This window comes from Nocardioides sp. GY 10113, assembly GCF_004919105.1.
Classification (GTDB): domain Bacteria; phylum Actinomycetota; class Actinomycetes; order Propionibacteriales; family Nocardioidaceae; genus Nocardioides.
Genome location: NZ_STGK01000009.1, coordinates 42,081 through 59,129, shown reverse-complemented (window position 1 = coordinate 59,129; position 17,049 = coordinate 42,081). Strand labels below are relative to the sequence as shown.

Annotated in this window: 17 protein-coding genes; 13 read left to right on the top strand and 4 right to left on the bottom strand. The window is 71.8% G+C overall.

The features are described 5' to 3' along the window. Nucleotides 1-2 precede the first annotated feature (2 nt). The 12 genes from E8D34_RS12000 to E8D34_RS11945 all read left to right on the top strand — a co-directional run bounded on the left by E8D34_RS12000 (nt 3) and on the right by E8D34_RS11945 (nt 9,576). Nucleotides 3-1,130, top strand: a complete 1,128-nt coding sequence (locus E8D34_RS12000; RefSeq protein WP_136594882.1) for an isochorismate synthase — start codon at nt 3-5, stop codon at nt 1,128-1,130. A gap of 232 nt (nt 1,131-1,362) precedes the next feature. Further along, nucleotides 1,363-2,403, top strand: a complete 1,041-nt coding sequence (locus E8D34_RS11995; protein WP_136594881.1) for a TerC family protein — start codon at nt 1,363-1,365, stop codon at nt 2,401-2,403. A gap of 214 nt (nt 2,404-2,617) precedes the next feature. Beyond that, nucleotides 2,618-3,664, top strand: coding sequence for an LLM class flavin-dependent oxidoreductase (locus E8D34_RS11990; RefSeq protein ID WP_136594880.1), 1,047 nt, complete (start codon nt 2,618-2,620; stop codon nt 3,662-3,664). Nucleotides 3,665-3,937: 273 nt separating this feature from the next. After that, a complete protein-coding gene (infA, locus tag E8D34_RS11985) occupies nt 3,938-4,159 on the top strand; it encodes a translation initiation factor IF-1 (RefSeq protein WP_028656368.1) in 222 nt (73 codons plus the stop codon). 29 nt (nt 4,160-4,188) lie between these two features. After that, nucleotides 4,189-4,302: a 50S ribosomal protein L36 gene (gene rpmJ / locus E8D34_RS11980; RefSeq protein ID WP_004008316.1), complete on the top strand. Its 114-nt coding sequence runs from the start codon at nt 4,189-4,191 to the stop codon at nt 4,300-4,302. A gap of 195 nt (nt 4,303-4,497) precedes the next feature. Continuing rightward, nucleotides 4,498-4,872 (top strand): 30S ribosomal protein S13, encoded by a 375-nt coding sequence (rpsM, locus tag E8D34_RS11975; RefSeq protein WP_136594879.1) that lies wholly within the window; start codon nt 4,498-4,500, stop codon nt 4,870-4,872. 76 nt (nt 4,873-4,948) lie between these two features. Next, nucleotides 4,949-5,350, top strand: coding sequence for a 30S ribosomal protein S11 (rpsK, locus tag E8D34_RS11970; RefSeq protein ID WP_134765348.1), 402 nt, complete (start codon nt 4,949-4,951; stop codon nt 5,348-5,350). A 29-nt stretch (nt 5,351-5,379) separates the two neighbouring features. Continuing rightward, nucleotides 5,380-5,988 (top strand): 30S ribosomal protein S4, encoded by a 609-nt coding sequence (gene rpsD, locus E8D34_RS11965; protein WP_136594878.1) that lies wholly within the window; start codon nt 5,380-5,382, stop codon nt 5,986-5,988. 143 nt (nt 5,989-6,131) lie between these two features. Beyond that, nucleotides 6,132-7,154, top strand: coding sequence for a DNA-directed RNA polymerase subunit alpha (locus E8D34_RS11960; RefSeq protein ID WP_136594877.1), 1,023 nt, complete (start codon nt 6,132-6,134; stop codon nt 7,152-7,154). Between the two features lie 105 nt (nt 7,155-7,259). After that, entirely contained in the window at nt 7,260-7,826 is a 567-nt protein-coding gene (gene rplQ, locus E8D34_RS11955) for a 50S ribosomal protein L17 (protein ID WP_136594876.1), read from the top strand. A gap of 93 nt (nt 7,827-7,919) precedes the next feature. After that, nucleotides 7,920-8,942 carry a 4-hydroxy-3-methylbut-2-enyl diphosphate reductase gene (locus E8D34_RS11950; RefSeq protein ID WP_136594875.1) on the top strand — a complete coding sequence of 341 codons (1,023 nt, stop codon included), beginning with the start codon at nt 7,920-7,922 and terminating at the stop codon, nt 8,940-8,942. A gap of 13 nt (nt 8,943-8,955) precedes the next feature. Further along, nucleotides 8,956-9,576, top strand: a complete 621-nt coding sequence (locus E8D34_RS11945; RefSeq protein WP_136594874.1) for an L-threonylcarbamoyladenylate synthase — start codon at nt 8,956-8,958, stop codon at nt 9,574-9,576. Between the two features lie 7 nt (nt 9,577-9,583). Here E8D34_RS11945 and E8D34_RS11940 read toward each other — a convergent pair whose 3' ends face one another. The 4 genes from E8D34_RS11940 to ugpC form a co-directional block, all read right to left on the bottom strand. Beyond that, nucleotides 9,584-10,024 (bottom strand): DUF6542 domain-containing protein, encoded by a 441-nt coding sequence (locus E8D34_RS11940; RefSeq protein ID WP_136594873.1) that lies wholly within the window; start codon nt 10,022-10,024, stop codon nt 9,584-9,586. A 10-nt stretch (nt 10,025-10,034) separates the two neighbouring features. After that, entirely contained in the window at nt 10,035-12,380 is a 2,346-nt protein-coding gene (locus E8D34_RS11935) for a bifunctional diguanylate cyclase/phosphodiesterase (RefSeq protein WP_136594872.1), read from the bottom strand. 143 nt (nt 12,381-12,523) lie between these two features. After that, nucleotides 12,524-14,614 carry a cellulose biosynthesis cyclic di-GMP-binding regulatory protein BcsB gene (locus E8D34_RS11930; protein ID WP_136594871.1) on the bottom strand — a complete coding sequence of 697 codons (2,091 nt, stop codon included), beginning with the start codon at nt 14,612-14,614 and terminating at the stop codon, nt 12,524-12,526. A gap of 99 nt (nt 14,615-14,713) precedes the next feature. Beyond that, on the bottom strand, nt 14,714-15,796 hold the full coding sequence (gene ugpC, locus E8D34_RS11925) for a sn-glycerol-3-phosphate ABC transporter ATP-binding protein UgpC (protein WP_136594870.1): 1,083 nt from the start codon (nt 15,794-15,796) through the stop codon (nt 14,714-14,716). A gap of 106 nt (nt 15,797-15,902) precedes the next feature. On the opposite strand from ugpC, the gene E8D34_RS11920 reads away from it, so the two are divergent. Beyond that, nucleotides 15,903-17,039 carry an ROK family transcriptional regulator gene (locus E8D34_RS11920; protein ID WP_136594869.1) on the top strand — a complete coding sequence of 379 codons (1,137 nt, stop codon included), beginning with the start codon at nt 15,903-15,905 and terminating at the stop codon, nt 17,037-17,039. The last annotated feature ends 10 nt before the right edge of the window (nt 17,040-17,049 follow it).

Here is a 17,049-nt window from a genome sequence, read left to right as displayed (position 1 = left end):
GGGTGGGCCAACACGAGGTCCTCACCCCGGCAGGCCTGGCAGCACGACCGCTGCTCTTCGCCTCCGGCGAGAACGCCTACATCGCCGATCGGGTGGTGCGGACGTGGATCAGCCCCGACGGCGCCGACGCCGCCTGGGCGGACCGGGTCGTCGCCGCGCTGGAGCCGGGCCAGCGCGCCGTCGGCGCGCTCTCGTTCGAGTCGGGTGCCCCGGGGATCCTGCACCAGGTCGAGGGGGAGGAGCGCGCTCTGGTGAGCCCGGGCACGGCGCCGGTCGACCGGGAGTGGCGGGTGCGGGAGTTCCCGACGGCCGCCGAGTACGCCGACATGGTCCGCTCCGCGCTGGAGCAGATCGAGGCGGGCAGCCTGCACAAGGTCGTGCTGGGGCGCTGCCTCGATGTGGTCAGCGAGCCGCCGCTGGACCCCGCCGACGTGATCGACCGCCTGCTGACCACGCGCCCCGGCCGCTACGTCTTCTCCGTCCCGCTCACCGAGGGTGACAGCCCAGGACCGCTGCTCGTCGGCGCCAGCCCCGAGCTGCTCGTCCGTCGGGCCGGCGAGGTGATCGAGTGCACGCCGCTGGCCGGCTCGGTGCCGCGCTCCGCGGACCCGGCTGAGGACGCTCAGCGCGGGGCCCGTCTGCTCTCCTCGGCCAAGGACCTGGCTGAGCACGCCTTCGTGGTCGACGCGATCGTGCACGCCCTCAAGGACGTCTGCGTCGACGTCGAGGCCCCGGCCTCACCCGAGCTGATGCGCACCGACACCGTCTGGCACCTGGCCTCCCCGGTCCGGGCCCGGCTCGCGGCCGGCGTGGAGGGTCCGAGCGCGCTGCGCCTGGCCCAGCTCCTGCACCCGACGCCGGCGGTCGGCGGCGTCCCGCTGGAGGCGGCGCAGGCGACGATCGCCGCGCTCGAGGGCGACCTGCGCAACTACTTCGCCGGGTGCGTCGGCTGGGTCGACGGCTCCGGCGACGGGGAGTTCGCCGTCACCATCCGCGCGGCGGTGATCGACGGCGAGCGGCTGCGGCTGTTCGCCGGTGCCGGGATCGTCGCCGGCTCGGACCCCGCCTCGGAGGTCCGCGAGACCGGCGCCAAGCTGGCGACGATGGCGCGGGTCACCGGCCTGCCCTGAGCGGTGCCGCGACCCGCCCGCGGGGTCGGCGCTCGGCGCCCGGGGAGTTGGCGGTTCCTTGCGGTGCCGTGGAAGGATGGCGCCACTGAGGGGAGTACTCCTTCGCTTCGGGGTCGTCATCACGACCGGCAGAGTGGTTGCCGGTCCGGGCCCGTCGGTCGTCACGGTGATCCTGGCGGCGGAAGAGACCTCGGGCGATGACTCGACCGCTCTCGCAGCACGAAGGACCCGTATGGACGTCTCTGCCCTCGAATGGACCATCACCCTCACGTTGACGATCGCGGTGCTCGCGTTCGACGTCTGGGTGATCTCTCGCGACCCGCACGAGCCCACGATGCGCGAGTGCACGATCTCGTTCATCATCTACATGGCCGCCGCCGCCGCGTTCGGCGTGTGGGTGATGGTCTTCCACGGCCACGACTACGGCGTCGAGTTCTTCACCGGGTTCCTGGTGGAGAAGAGCCTGTCGGTCGACAACCTCTTCGTCTTCCTGGTGCTGATGAGCGCGCTCAAGGTGCCGCTGAAGTACCAGCAGGAGGCGCTGATGGTCGGCATCATCCTCGCGCTGGTCTTCCGCGGAGTCTTCATCGCGATCGGCTACACCCTGGTGGAGAACTTCAGCTGGGTCTTCTACGTCTTCGGCGCGTTCCTGATCTACACCGCGGTCAAGCTGGTCAAGGCCTACAGCACGCACGAGGAGGAGCACCCCGAGGACAACGCCATCGTGACGTTCTCGCGACGGCACCTCAACGTCGGGACCGAGTACCGGGGCCTCACCCTGTGGTGGCGCGAGAACGGTGTGCGGGTCGTCTCGCCGATGCTGATCGTGATCATCGCGCTCGGCGTCACCGACGTCCTGTTCGCACTCGACTCGATCCCGGCGATCTTCGGCGTCACGCAGGAGCCGTACCTGGTCTTCACCGCGAACGTCTTCGCGCTGATGGGCCTGCGGCAGCTGTACTTCCTGCTCGGCGGGCTGCTCAAGAAGCTGGTCTACCTGTCGCTCGGGCTCGCGTTCATCCTCGCCTTCATCGGCGTGAAGCTGGTGCTGCACGCCCTGCACGAGAACGAGCTGTCGTTCATCAACGGCGGCGAGCACGTCTCGGTGCCGGAGATCTCCTCGCTGCTCAGCCTGGCGGTGATCATCGTGACCCTGGTCGTCACCGCGGTGGCGAGCCTGGTCAAGTCCGGCCGAGAGCCGGAGGTCGCGGTGGCCGGCGACGGTCCCGACCCGACCGACGTGGACGACACCCCGGGCCCCGACTGGCGCTGACCCCCCGACCCCGCGAGTGGGTGGCAAGCGCCGTCCGAGTGGGCGGTGAGCGCCGTCCGAATGGGTGGTGAGCGCCGTCCGAGTCGTGCGTCGGCGCCCGTCGGCGCGGACGCTCCTGCAGGCTCGGGCGGTGCTGGGGACCCACTCGGACGGTGCGCGGGACCCACTCGCGGTGCGGGAATGAATCGGGGCCGTCGCGCCTTGAACAGCATCGATGTCTCCGCAGCTCTCAGTTCTCGACCTGGTGCCCGTGCGCACCGACCAGACCACCGGCCAGGCGCTCCAGTCCTCCGTCGGCCTCGCCCGGGCGGCCGACCGTCTCGGCTACCGCCGCTACTGGGTGGCCGAGCACCACAACATGCCCGCCGTCGCCGCGACCAACCCGCCCGTGCTGATCGCGATGCTCGCGGCCCGCACCGAGAGGATCCGGGTGGGCTCGGGCGGCGTGATGCTGCCCAACCACGCGCCGCTGGTCGTCGCGGAGCAGTTCGCGCTGCTCGAGGCCGCGTTCCCGGGGCGGATCGACCTCGGCATCGGCCGGGCGCCGGGCACCGACCCGGTGACCAGCTGGGCGCTGCGCCACGGGGCGGGCGGCGTGGACGACCAGGCGGTCGCCCACTTTCCCGAGTACGTCGACAACGTGCTCGCGATGATGGAGCCGGCCGGCGTCGGCCTGGCGCTGCGGGAGCGCACCCACGTGCTGCGGGCCACCCCGCAGGCCACGTCGGTGCCGGCGATCTGGCTGCTCGGATCCTCCGACTACTCCGCGCGCCTGGCCGCGGAGAAGGGGATGCCCTACGTCTTCGCGCACCACTTCTCGGGTCAGGGCACCGCGGAGGCGCTCGAGCTGTACCGCTCGTCGTTCAAGGCCTCCGCCGAGCTCGCCGAGCCTCGTACGTTCCTGACGGTGAACGCCGTCGTCGCCGAGACCGCGGCCGAGGCGGAGCGGCTGGTGCTGCCCAACCTGCTGCAGATGCTGGCCCTGCGCACCGGTCAGGAGCTGACCCCGCAGCCGAGCGTCGAGGAGGCCGAGGCCCGGTTCGCCGCACTGCCGCCCGCGCACCGCGACCTGGCCCTGGCGATGCGCCAGCGCTGGGTGGTCGCCGACCCCGCCGCCGCGCGGGCCCAGGTGGCGGATCTCGCCGCGCAGTACGGCGTCGACGAGGTCATGGTGCAGCCCGTCGCGGGCAGCCCGGAGGGCACGGACCCGACCGCCTCCCCGGCGCGGGAGCGCACGCTCGAGCTGCTGGCCGACGCCTGAGCGTCGCCCGGACGGGATTCCGGGCGACTCGCCCCCCGACCTACCACACGAGGGGCGAGGGGTGTTCGATGATTAGGGATTCGCTGGACCGCCGCCCTAGACTGGCGTGTCGGCCCAACGTGGGTCTGTGTCGCGATGCTCGCGGCTGCCGGTCGGAACACCTCCGGCGGGGGCGCGTGACACGGCTCGACGAGGTCCACTGCACCACCCCGCGGGGTGGGGCGGAGGTTCCCGGGCCGGCCGGAAGACGATGTCGATCAGATGTGTGAGGACATGGCGAAAAAAGAAGGCGTCATCGAGATGGAGGGCTCCGTCGTGGAGGCCCTCCCGAACGCAATGTTCCGCGTTGAGCTGAGCAACGGCCACAAGGTCCTGGCTCACATCAGCGGGAAGATGCGCCAGCACTACATCCGGATCCTCCCGGAGGACCGGGTCGTGGTGGAGCTTTCGCCCTACGACCTCTCGCGCGGTCGGATCGTCTACCGCTACAAGTAGCCACCAGCCGCAAGAGAAAGGGCTGACACATGAAGGTCAACCCGAGCGTGAAGCCGATCTGTGACAAGTGCAAGGTGATCCGTCGCCACGGCCGCGTCATGGTGATCTGCGAGAACCCGCGCCACAAGCAGCGCCAGGGCTGAGCCCCGGTGCGACCGCCGGCCCTCGGGCCGGCGGACAACTGAACACAACCATGACGTGTGCGCTCAGCCGCTGACCATCAGCGGTGAACCACCCCCGGAACGGATGGCCGGGGCCCGGCACCACCTCGCGAGAGGGGCTGCGATCGGGATGCGCCACGACCACACCACCGTGCAGCACAAGGAGAACCGCCGAACATGGCACGACTCGTTGGTGTCGACCTCCCGCGTGACAAGCGCATCGAGGTCGCTCTCACCTACATCTACGGCATCGGCCGTACCCGCGCCCAGCAGCTGCTGGAGGCCACCGGTGTGAACCCGGACCTCCGCGTGCACCAGCTGGGTGACGAGGAGCTGGTCAAGCTCCGTGACGAGATCGAGGCGAACTTCAAGATCGAGGGTGACCTCCGTCGCGAGGTCCAGGCCGACATCCGTCGCAAGATCGAGATCGGCAGCTACCAGGGTCGCCGTCACCGCATGGGCCTTCCGGTCCGCGGTCAGCGCACCAAGACCAACGCTCGTACCCGCAAGGGCCCGAAGCGCACGGTTGCCGGCAAGAAGAAGGCCAAGTAAGGCCCACTGATCCTCGGTGGTGACGGGCGCAGCAGCCCGGCCACCGGAACTGACCAGCTTTCTACAGGAGAAACGAATGCCTCCCAAGGCTCGTGCGGCAGCGAAGAAGGTGCGCCGCAAGGAGAAGAAGAACGTCGCTCAGGGCGAAGCCCACATCAAGAGCACGTTCAACAACACCATCGTCACGATCACCGACCCGACCGGTGCGGTGATCTCGTGGGCCTCTGCCGGCACCGTCGGCTTCAAGGGCTCGCGCAAGTCCACCCCGTACGCCGCGCAGATGGCCGCCGAGGCCGCCGGTCGTCGGGCGATGGAGCACGGCATGAAGAAGATCGACGTCTTCGTCAAGGGCCCGGGCTCGGGTCGCGAGACGGCGATCCGCTCCCTGGGTGCGATCGGCCTCGAGGTCGGCACCATCCAGGACGTGACCCCCGCCCCGCACAACGGCTGCCGCCCGCCCAAGCGCCGGCGCGTCTGACCCACCGAGACTGAAGGAGAGCGAAGGAAATGGCCCGCTACACCGGTCCCATGACCAAGAAGTCGCGCCGTCTCGGTGTCGACCTGATCGGCGGCGACGCCGCGTTCGAGAAGCGCCCCTACCCGCCGGGCCAGCACGGCCGCGCGCGGATCAAGGAGAGCGAGTACCGCACCCAGCTGCAGGAGAAGCAGAAGGCTCGCTTCACCTACGGCGTCATGGAGAAGCAGTTCCACCGTTACTACGAGGAGGCCTCGCGCCGCCAGGGTAAGACCGGTGACAACCTGCTCCAGATGCTCGAGGCCCGCCTCGACAACGTGGTCTACCGTGCCGGCTTCGCCCGCACGCGCCGCCACGCTCGCCAGCTCGTGGTCCACGGCCACTTCCTGGTGAACGGCAAGAAGGTCGACATCCCGTCGTACCAGGTCAGCCAGTACGACATCATCGACGTGCGCGAGAAGTCGCTCGAGATGACCCCGTTCATCGTGGCTCGTGAGACCCACGGCGAGCGCGTCGTCCCGGCCTGGCTCGAGGCGCTCCCGAACCGGATGCGGATCCTGGTGCACCAGCTGCCGGTGCGCGAGCAGATCGACATCCCGGTCCAGGAGCAGCTCATCGTGGAGTACTACTCCAAGAAGTGACCACCGCCGAGCCCCCGGCCCATCGTCCTCGGACGGCGGGCCGGGGCTCGGAGGAGTTTTCGTCCGATATCAAAACCTGAGGACCATGTCCTCGTCGGTCTGGGTCGTCAAATAGCGGGTGGCCCGGAAAGGAAACGAAACCAGTGCTCATCGCACAGCGCCCCACCCTGTCGGAGGAGTCCGTCGACCAGTTCCGGTCGCGCTTCGTCATCGAGCCCCTGGAGCCGGGTTTCGGCTACACGCTCGGTAACTCCCTGCGTCGGACCCTCCTGTCCTCGATCCCGGGTGCCTCGGTCACGAGCATCAAGATCGACAGCGTGCTCCACGAGTTCTCGACGATCGACGGCGTCAAGGAAGACGTCACCGAGATCATCCTGAACCTGAAGGCCCTCGTGGTCTCCTCGGAGCACGACGAGCCCGTCACCATGTACCTGCGCAAGTCGGGTGCCGGTGACGTGACCGCCGCGGACATCGCGCCGCCGGCGGGTGTCGAGGTGCACAACCCCGACCTGAAGATCGCCACCCTGTCGGACAACGGCAAGCTCGAGATGGAGCTCGTCGTCGAGCGTGGCCGCGGCTACGTCTCGGCCGTCCAGAACAAGGGCGCGGACAACGAGATCGGCCGGATGCCGGTCGACTCGATCTACAGCCCGGTCCTCAAGGTGACCTACAAGGTCGAGGCCACCCGTGTCGAGCAGCGCACGGACTTCGACAAGCTGGTCATCGACATCGAGACCAAGCCCTCGATCCTGCCCCGCGACGCGATCGCGTCCGCCGGCAAGACCCTCGTCGAGCTCTTCGGCCTCGCCCGTGAGCTCAACGTCGAGGCCGAGGGCATCGACATCGGCCCGTCGCCCGTCGACGAGCAGCTGGCCGCCGACCTCGCCCTCCCGGTCGAGGACCTCCAGCTGACCGTCCGGTCCTACAACTGCCTCAAGCGCGAGGGCATCCACACCGTGGGTGAGCTCATCAGCCGCTCGGAGCAGGACCTGCTCGCCATCCGCAACTTCGGTGCGAAGTCGATCGACGAGGTCAAGGCCAAGCTGGTCGAGATGGGTCTCTCGCTCAAGGACAGCGCCCCGGGCTTCGACCCGCACGCCGCGCTGGCCTCCTACAGCGAGGACGACGACGAGGGCGAGTCCTTCGTCGAGGACGAGCAGTTCTGAGCTGACACCGCGCCGGCCTCGGCCGGCACGGATCAACCACTACCCGGTACCTGATACGGCCGGACCCCGGTACCTGACACGGCCGGGGAAGAAAGAGAAGAAGCAATGCCCAAGCCCAAGAAGGGCCCCCGCCTCGGCGGTAGCCCGGCTCACCAGCGGCTGATCCTGTCGAACCTGGCGACCCAGCTGTTCGAGCACGGCCGGATCACCACCACGGAGTCCCGGGCGCGCACCCTGCGCCCGTACGCCGAGAAGCTGATCACCAAGGCCAAGAAGGCTCACGCCGGCGAGAACCCGCTGCACCAGCGCCGCGAGGTCCTCAAGGTCATCCGCGACAAGGGTGTCGTGCACACCCTCTTCGCCGACCTGGCGCCGACCTTCGCGGAGCGCCCCGGTGGCTACACCCGGATCACCAAGATCGGCAACCGCGCGGGCGACAACGCCCCGATGGCTGTCATCGAGCTGGTGACCGAGGCCTACACCCCGGCCGCGCCGAAGGCCGCTCCGGCCGCTCCGGCCGAGCCCGTGGTCGAGGAGCCCGTGGCTGAGGAGGCCGCCGAGGTCGAGGCCGACGTGGCCGTCGAGGCCGAGGCGACCGAGGTGCTCGAGGAGGAGGGTGGCGCCGTCGAGGAGACCGGCGAGACCCCCGCCGAGGACGCCGAGAAGGCCTGAACCGCCTGATCGCTGTCGGACCGGTGCACCCCTCGGGGTGCACCGGTCCGCTGCTTTTCCGCGCGCGCAGCGGTGGTCCGTAGAATCGTCGCCATGAGCACCGACGTCGGGATGCCCCGTCTACTGCCCACCGACGACTCCGAGCGGCAGGTGCTGCTCGCGGCCCCGCGCGGCTACTGCGCCGGCGTGGACCGCGCGGTGGTGACCGTGGAGCAGGCCCTGGACCTCTACGGAGCTCCCGTCTACGTCCGCAAGCAGATCGTCCACAACAAGCACGTGGTGGCCAACCTCGAGGCCCGCGGGGCGATCTTCGTCGAGGAGCTCGACGAGGTGCCGGAGGGGGAGACGGTCGTCTTCTCCGCCCACGGCGTCTCCCCGGCGGTGGTCAGCCAGGCCGAGGCCCGCGACCTCAAGACGATCGACGCCACCTGTCCGCTGGTCACCAAGGTGCACCGTGAGGCGGTCCGCTTCGCGCGCGAGGGCTACACCATCCTGCTGATCGGCCACGCCGGGCACGAGGAGGTCGAGGGCACCGCCGGTGAGGCGCCCGAGCAGACCGTCCTGGTCGAGCACCCCGACGACGTCGCCGGCCTGCAGTTCCCGGCCGACGCCAAGCTCGCCTGGCTCTCCCAGACCACGCTCAGCGTCGACGAGACCATGGAGACCGTCCGGCGCCTCCGGGAGAAGTTCCCGCAGCTCGAGGACCCGCCGAGCGACGACATCTGCTACGCCACCCAGAACCGTCAGGTCGCCGTGAAGGAGATCGGCGCCGACGCCGACCTGGTGATCGTGGTCGGCTCCGCGAACTCCTCGAACTCGGTCCGCCTGGTCGAGGTGGCCCTCGAGGCCGGCGCCAAGGCGTCGTACCGGATCGACGACGTGAGCGAGCTGGACGAGGCCTGGCTGGACGGCGTCGCGACGGTGAGCGTGACCTCCGGGGCGTCGGTGCCCGACCACCTGGTCACCGAGGTGCTGGCGTTCCTCGCCGAGCGTGGCTACCCCGACGCGCGCGCCGTGCAGACGGCGGAGGAGACGCTCGCCTTCTCGCTGCCCAAGGAGCTGCACCGCGACCTGAAGGCTGCCGGGCGATCCACCAAGACCCCGGTACGGGTCTGAGCCGGACCGCACGATGGCGCGCTACCTCGACGTCCACCCCGACAACCCGCAGCCGCGGTTGCTCCAGCAGATCGTCGACGCACTCAACGACGACGCGCTGATCGCCTATCCGACCGACTCCGGCTACGCGCTCGGCTGCCGTGTGGGCAACCGGGCGGGTCGGGACCGGATCCTCGCCATCCGTGGCCTCGACGAGCGGCACCACTTCACCCTGCTCTGCCGCGACTTCTCCCAGCTCGGTCAGATGGTGCACGTGGACAACTCCGCGTTCCGGGCGATCCGCGCGGCGACGCCGGGTCCCTACACCTTCATCCTGCCCGCGATGCCGGAGGTGCCGCGCCGGCTGATGCACCCCAAGAAGCGCACGGTCGGCGTCCGGATCCCCGACCACCGGCTCGTGCATGACCTGCTGGACGCGCTGGGGGAGCCGCTGCTGTCCAGCTCGCTGATCCTGCCGGGAGAGACCGAGCCGCGGACGATGGGCTGGGAGATCAAGGAGGAGCTGGACCACCAGATCGACATCGTGGTCGAGGCGGGGGAGACCCCGGCCGAGCCGACCACGGTCGTGGACTACTCCTCCGGCGTACCCGAGCTGGTGCGACGCGGGGCAGGCGACCCGGACCGGTTCGCCTGAGCCCGGCTCATCCCCGCGGCGTGCGCTGGTCGGCCGCGTCCGTCGCGGCCAGCGCGCGCCGGACCCCCAGTGCGCCGAGGCAGAGGCCGTAGCCGCAGACCAGCGCGATGCTGTGGTGGGTCAGTCCGGAGAGGGTGGCCTGCACCGCGCCGTCGCGGGGATCGGCCACCGCGGCCGGCTCGGTGAGCGCGACCAGCGCCACCGCGGCGACCATCGCCAGCGGCGGCAGCGTGCCGATGGCGAAGAAGTCACGATGTCGCACGGCGAGCGCGGCGCCCAGGCAGATGGTGACGAACGCCAGGTCGAAGAAGATCCCCAGGACCTCGGAGAGCGCCAGGTCGATCACCAGGGCGGTGCCGATCAGGGCGACGCTGAGGCTCACCACGTCGCGCCCGGTCGCCCGGCCCTGCTCCCACTGCGGGCGGGCGCGGCGACGGACGGTGGTCACGGCGACCACGCTAGGTGCTGGCGGGGACGGTCGGCGTGCGGCGCGCCGGTCCCTCCCCGTCGGAGTCGCCGTCGGGATCCGGGCCGGAGCCGTCGACTGCGATCGAGAAGCGTGGTGCCGCCTCGATCGCCGCGAGCAGGGCCTCGGCGGTGAGCGGCGCGGAGATCCACCAGCCCTGCGCCCAGGCGACGCCGAGGTGGTCGACCAGCCGCATCTGCTCGCCGGTCTCGATGCCCTCCGCCACGACGGGAAGGCCGAGGTCGTCGAGCAGGCTGGTGACGTGGGTCAGCAGGCGCCGGTCGGCCGGGGCGTGGTCGGCGACCAGGGTGCGGTCGATCTTCACCATCTCCCACGGCCACTGGTTGAGCAGGGCGAACGTGGCGTACCCGGCGCCGAAGTCGTCGATGGCCAGCGAGACCCCGGCCGCGTGCAGGCGGTTCGCCAGCGCGGCGTGCTCGGCCGTCCAGCCGCTGAACGCACGCTCGGAGAGCTCCAGCACGATCCGCACGTCGTGCTCCCGGGCGACCTCGATGAGCGCCCCCATCAGCGGGTTGTCCTCGCGCAGCTGGCCGAACTCGAGGTTCAGGGTCAGGGCGACCGGCCCGCCGATGGTCGTGCTGGCCTGTGCCACGACGGGCGCGGCCCTGCGCAGGATCGCCTCGGTCAGCTGGTCGAGCAGGTCGTCGCGCAAGGCCGAGTCGACCACCAGCAGTGGTGAGAGCTGGCCGAACGTCTTGTCGGCGACGCGGAGGAGCGCCTCCACGGCGTACAGGTCGCCGGTCTGGACGGAGACCACCGGCTGGTAGACGACGGTGAACCCGTCGGGGCCCAGCAGGTCCCGCATGAGGTCGGCGCGCGCCTTGGTCCGGGGGCCGGTGCGGTCGCGCTTCGCGGTGCGCATCCGCAGCTCCGCCTGGCGCAGCGCGGTGTCCAGGCTCTCCTCGGCACGCCGGGAGGTGGCGACCCCGAGCGAGGCGCAGACCTGGACCAGCTGCTCGCCGACGGCGAGCGGCTGCTCGATGGCCGTGCGGATCCGGCCCACCAGGGACTGGACGGCGAGCTCGTCGCCGGCGCTGGTGCTGACGAAGACGAACTCGTCGCCGCCGAACCGGCAGCACTGGATGTCGGCGGGGAGCTGGCGCAGCCGCTGGCCGACGCCGGCCAGGACCCGGTCCGCCTCGAGGTGGCCGAGGCTGGAGTTCAGCTGCTTGAAGCCGTCGAGATCGGCGAAGACGAAGGTGACCGGGCGACCGGCGGCCCGCTCGGGGGCGAGGGCGTCGAGCCTGGTGCGGAAGTGGGCGAACGTCTTCAGGCCGGTGAGCTCGTCGGTGGTGGCCTGGTGGCGGAGCTGCTGCTCCTGCTGGCCATGGGTCCGGGAGGCGTCGGCCATCCGGGCCAGCGCGACGATCAGCCGCCGGTCGGCCTTGGTGAACGGGTGGTCGCCGCGGCTGCGGGTGACCACCAGGTACCCCAGGGCCGGCACCGCGACCGTCATCTGGTGCGGCGCGCCCGGTGCGTCGCTCAGCTCGACCCGCACGGCCCGTCCCGCGCCGTCGGCGTAGTCGAGGAGCATCTGCTCGACCTGGTCGGCGGGCCACGGCATCGCGGCCGCGGCGGTGCTCAGCACGCCGACCCCGCGGGCCTGGGCCTGCAGCCGGGTCAGCAGGATCTGAGCCATCACGAAGAGCAGCAGGCTGGCGCCGGCGGTGGACGCCGCGGTCACCCCCGAGGAGTCGCCGTAGGCCTGCCGCAGCAGCACCACCATCGTGGAGGCGAGCACGAACACCCCGAAGACCGCGGACACATCGCCGCCACGGACCCCGAGCAGCGTCCCGCGCAGGTCGACGGTCCCGACCCGGAGCATCTCCAGCGCGACGATCACGGCGGCGAAGACGGTGTTGGCGACCAGCACCTGGTCCACCGGCCACAGCGCGGTCTCGACGTGCTGGGCGGCGAGCAGCATCGCCAGCCCGCCCAGCACCTCGGCGCTGCCTCGGCCCACCCCGCGGCGGCCGAAGAAGGTCGCGCAACTGGTCAGCACCACCAGCGACCAGAGCAGGAAGTAGGTCGGCGGGCCGCTGATCGGGTAGGCGAAGAGCAGAGCCGGGGCGTAGCTGACCCGCAGGGTTCCGGCCGGGGTCTCGATCGCCATCCCGAAGCGGATCAGGACCGGGACGATCGCCAGCGCGATCGCGCCGATCGGGGTCCACTCGGGCAGCGCCCAGCCGTGGAGGACGATGGTCAGCAGCAGCGCGTTCAGGGCGAGCAGCAGGAGGAACCTGTCGAAGGAGCTGCGCACACCGCGCCGCTGCGGCGCGGTGCGGGTCTTCTCGGGCATGCTCGGGGCTCCAGTCATCCCCCGAGATGCTGTGCGTGATCGTCCCTCGTCCCGGCGCTGCGTCCCGGAGCGGGGCCACGCGCGCCGGCGCGAGGGGAACAGTAAACCGTCTGGACCAGTGGGCCGGGGCGATATTTCGGGGAAGCCCGGCCGTGGGTGAATCAGTCCGTCCGGCCCTCGGTGCTGGTCTCGGTGCTGGTCTCGGTGCTGGTCTCGGTGCTGGTCTCGGTGCTGGTCTCGGTGCTGGTCTCGGTGGCGGTGTCCGTGCTGGTGTCGGCGCCGGCCTCGGCGCCCGTTCCGGGGGTCCCCGGGGCGGGGCCCGGTGCGTCGCCGGTGTCCGCCTCGGGCGGCAGCGGCGGGTCGTCGGTCCGGCGCCGGGCGATCACCGCCCGCACCGCCACCAGCACGGTCAGCGCCACCAGCGCGAGCACCACCCACCACCAGCCGCGGCCGATGCCGTCGTCGCCCGGTTGCTGCGCGGCCACCGATGCGGAGTCGAGGGCGATCGGGTCCTCGTCGGGCGTCGTCACCAGCAGGTCGCCGGAGAGCGTGCTCCACTGCTCCTCGCCGACCGCGGCGGCGAGGCGGGCCGTCAGGTCCGGGGCGGTGCCCTCGCTCGACCAGGACCCGAGCAGCAGCACGTCGCGACCGTCGTCCTGGAAGGCCTCGAGCGCGGCGTAGGGGGTGTCGGTGCCGACCGTGAAGGTCTGCTCGCCGTCCGTCACCTCGCGGGTCTCCGAGAGCCGGAGCGGGGCCGACAGGGCGCGGCTGCTCTCCTCGTCGGCACCGACCAGGAGGCCGGGCCGGTCGTCGTCGAGGAACGCGTCGGTGCTGAGGGTCTCGACCACCAGCGGCTGGGAGGCCGCGCGCTGCAGCGAAATCAGGATCCGGGCCGCGTCGGAGGCCGCGTCGAGGGGCTCGGCGTCCGGCAGGCCGACGGCCAGGGTGCCGCCGAGCGCCTGCGGGAACGCCGCGAAGCCCGGTTCGGCCTCTCCCTGCTTCGCCTCGACCGTCGACTCGGCGCCGTCGATGGTCAGCTCGAACGGGAGCTGGAAGGCCGGCCCGTCGCAGTCGCCCGTCGGCGGCGCGGTGCTGAGCGCCAGGCGGACGGCGTTCTCGCCCCGCAGCAGGCCGGAGGGGATCTCTGCCTCCAGGTCGAGGGCGGGGTCCTCGGTCAGCGCCGCGGAGGTGACCAGGGTGTCGTTCACGTACACGTCGAGCTGCCCGCGGGCGTCGTCCGGGAGCGCGGTGTGGGCGCCGACCAGGTGCAGGTCGAGGCTGGAGACGGGCCCGCCGAACGCGTCCTGCCGCACCGACAGGAAGGCCTCCGACTGCCCCCAGCCGGCCAGGTCGAGCTCGGGGTAGCCGAGATCGTCCAGCGTCACCTCCGAGCGGGTGCCGGGCTCGCCGGCGCTCGCCGTCAGGCCGGTGGTCTCGGCGGCGTCGGCCAGGGCCAACGCCTCGTTGCCGAGCGCCCGGGACGCCCCGAGGAGGGCGTCCGGAGAGCCCTCGATGGTGAGCGTCGGCACGCCGTCGACACGGCCGATGCTGGTCACCGCGTCACCGCTGCCGGCGACCAGGTCGATCACGCGGTTGCCCGGCCCCATGGGGGTGGGGGTCGACTCGCCGCGCAGCCGCACCGTCGTCGCGTCGCTGGTCACCGCGCCGACGGAGGCGACCGCGGTCAGCCCCGCAGCCAGCAGGTCGGGGTCGGCGTCGTCGGCGACCTTCACGTCCACGGTGTCGGCGTAGACGGGAAGGAAGTCCGCGACCGTGTCCGGAACCTTCTCGTCGCCGGTGAAGGCGAGCTCGACGTCGTCGAGGGTGACCAGGCGGGTCGGCGTGTAGCAGGCGTCCGTGCGCTCCGCCGCCGCGGTGCGCGGCGCGATCTCGATCTCGATCGTGTGCTCGTCGGTCAGCGGCGCGCGGTCCAGCGGCACCCGCACGCGCTCGGGGCCGGGGACCCGGGCGGTGCTCAGCGGGCGTCCGTCGGCGGAGAAGGCGACCCGGCCCGACCAGTCGTCCGGCGCGCTGAGCCGCGCGGTCAGCGCGACCGGCTCGACGCCCGTCGGCACCGGGACGGAGAGCACCGTCGTCGCGTCGCTGACCGCGGACGCGGTCACCGGGAGCGCCACGCGGGGGTCGTCCGCCGCGGACGTCGCCCGGGATGCCGCGGCGGCCGGCGCACCGGCGGTCAGCAGGACGGCGGCGAGCGCGCCGCCCAGGAGGATCGTCGTACGACGAGGCGGCATCCGGACTCCCGCGGCAGGGTGCTGGGTCGGTGTCGCGGACCGCGCCCCCCGTGCGCCCGCGGCACGTACCCGGCAATGTACCCGCGCCTGCCGCCCCGGTCAGGCGTTGATCCGGCGACCGGAGACCGTGTCGAAGACGTGCGCGGCGCCGGGGGCCACCGCCAGGTTCAGCGCGTCGCCGGGGCGCCCGCGGTCCCGGGCGGGCAGCCGCACCGTCACCGGCACCTCGCCGTGCGGGCCGAGGTCCGCGGTGCCGTAGGCGAAGCTGTCCGCCCCGAGCTCCTCGACCAGGTCCACGCGGACCGGGATGCCCTCGCCCGCGGGGACGACCTGCCAGCCCTCCGCTCGGACCCCGACGGTGACCTCCGGGGTGAGCGCGGCCGAGGTGGCCGCGTCGACCGCGACCTCGACGGTCCCGAGCCGGAGCCGGCCGCCCTCGGTGCGGCCGGGCAGCAGGTTCATCGCCGGGGAGCCGATGAAGCCGGCGACGAACAGGTTCGCCGGGGCGTCGTAGAGCCGCAGCGGGGTGTCGACCTGCTGGATCTCGCCGGCGTTCATCACCACCACCCGGTCGCCCATGGTCATTGCCTCGACCTGGTCGTGGGTGACGTAGACCGTGGTCACGCCGAGCTCTCGCTGCAGCCGGGCGATGTCGCCGCGGGTCTGCACGCGCATCTTGGCGTCCAGGTTGGACAGGGGCTCGTCCATGCAGAACACCTGCGGCTGCCGGACGATCGCGCGCCCCATCGCGACCCGCTGCCGCTGCCCGCCCGAGAGCGCCTTGGGCTTGCGGTCGAGCAGCTCGTCGAGCCCGAGCATCGCGGCGACCTCGCCGACCCGCCGGTCCTGCTGCTCCTTGTCGACGCCGGACATCCGCAGCGGGAACGCGAGGTTGTCGCGCACCGACTTGTGCGGGTAGAGCGCGTAGTTCTGGAAGACCATCGCGATGTCGCGGTCCTTGGGGGCCGCGCGGGTCACGTCCCTCTCGCCGATCAGGATCCGGCCGCCGTCCACCTCCTCCAGTCCGGCGAGCATCCGTAGCGTGGTGGTCTTGCCGCAGCCGGACGGGCCGACCAGGACGAGGAACTCGCCGTCGCGCACCTCCAGGTCGATGCCGGGCACGGCGGGGGACTCCGCGCCGGCGTACCAGCGCTGGGCGCGGTCGAAGGTGATGCTCGCCATCACTGCCTCCTCGGGGGCCGCCACGCTCGGCGTGGCGAGGCTCTCATGTGATCCGGATCTCTGAAGTGCTTGCCACCGTATATGTAAGTGTGCTGAACTAACAAACATGTCCTGGAGAAGCCCCACCGAGCGTCCGCTGCGTGAGCGGACCAAGCTCGACCGTGCCGACTCGCGTCGTCACCACCAGTCGATGCTGCTCCAGCACCTGTTCAGCGCCGGGCCCGCGAGCCGCGCCGACCTGGCCCGCAGCACCGGCCTGACCCGGGTCACGGTCTCCGACCTGGTCGCCGGGCTGCTCGAGGAGGGCCTGGTCGTCGAGCTCGGCGCGCCGGCCGAGAGCCGGGTCGGCAAGCCCCCGACGCTGGTCGGTCTCGTCGCGGACGCCAAGCACGTGGTCGCCATCGACCTCTCCGTCGACGACCAGGTCGTCGGCGCGGTGCTCACGCTGACCGGCGAGGTCGTCGCCCGCGAGTCCCGGCCGCTCGAGGGCCGCCGCGGCGACGACGCGGTGGTCGCGGTGGAGGGCCTCGCGGCGCACCTGGTCGCGCAGAGCGACCGCCCGCTGCTCGGCATCGGCGTGGCCACCCCCGGTGTGGTCAGCCGCGACGGCGTCGTCGTCGACGCGCCGAACCTGGGCTGGCACGACGTCCCCCTGGCCGCCCGCCTGGGCGAGGCGCTGGGCCAGGCCGTCTACGTCGCGAACGACGCCAACACCGCGGTCGTGGGGGAGTACACGTTCGGCGGCGGCGACGAGGGCGGACTGATGCTGATGCGGTTGAGCACCGGCGTCGGTGCCGGCCTGGTGCTCGGCGGCACGGTGCTGCACGGCCACCACGGCGCGGCCGGCGAGATCGGCCACGTGGTGGTCGACCCCGACGGGGACGACTGTGCCTGTGGCCGCCGCGGCTGCCTGGAGACGTTCCTGGCCGTGCCGCGCCTGCGTCGCCGGATGGCTGCCGCCGCGGGGGCGCCCGCCGCCGGGGAGGTGCTGGCCGAAGCCGGCCGGATCCTCGGCGAGGCCGTCGCGCCGGTCGTGGCCTCGCTCAACCTCGGTGAGCTGGTGCTCAGCGGTCCGGCCGACCTGGTCGACCCGCTGGCACGGGTGGCCGGTGACACCGTGCGGGCACGGGTCATGCCGGTCACCGCAGAAGAGTTCGTGGTCCGGGCAGCCAAGCTCGGCGACGACGGAGTCCTCGTCGGCGCGACCGGTCTGGTCCTCGCCGGCGAGCTCGGGGTCTCGTGACCCCTCTCGG